The following is a 403-nucleotide window of genomic DNA, read 5'->3' as shown; positions in this document are numbered from 1 at the left end:
GAATCATACTGATACAAGAATCGTTCCTTTCGCGTCGAGGACTGCGGATCAGAAGCCCGCGTACCAGTCCTCGTAGTGGTTCTCACGCACGGCGATCTGCACGTCCTCGTGTCGGATCCCGAGTTCCTCCAGGCGTGCGACGATCTCCTCGTAGAGAGCGCGCTTGAGCTTCACGGGGTAACGGGCGACCATCGTGATCTGGATCACCAGGAGGCTGCGCCGGTCGACGCCGCCATAGGTGGGGTCGAAGCGGATTTCGCCGGCGTCGTGAGGGACGAAGAGCTGGAAGCGGTCGTTCGCGGGGATCTCGAGGACCTTGATCTGCGCTTCGTGGATCGCCTCGGCGATCTGGTCGGCGCTCTCGTCGTACAGCTTCCTGTCCACGTGGACCTGAATGAGCGGC

1 protein-coding gene is annotated in these 403 nt (G+C 62.0%); it reads right to left on the bottom strand.

The genetic code is table 11. The annotated features are described in order from the left end of the window. Window positions 1-48: 48 nt before the first annotated feature. Window positions 49-403: tautomerase family protein (locus tag SB660_RS19125; protein WP_410583796.1), on the bottom strand; the 355-nt coding region annotated here is incomplete at its 5' end.

Source organism: Bacillus sp. SIMBA_005, assembly GCF_046535585.1.
GTDB classification, from domain to species: domain Bacteria; phylum Bacillota; class Bacilli; order Bacillales; family Bacillaceae; genus Bacillus; species Bacillus pumilus.
The sequence above is the reverse complement of the archived record's forward strand: the minus strand, read 5'-3'. Positions and strand labels throughout refer to the sequence as shown.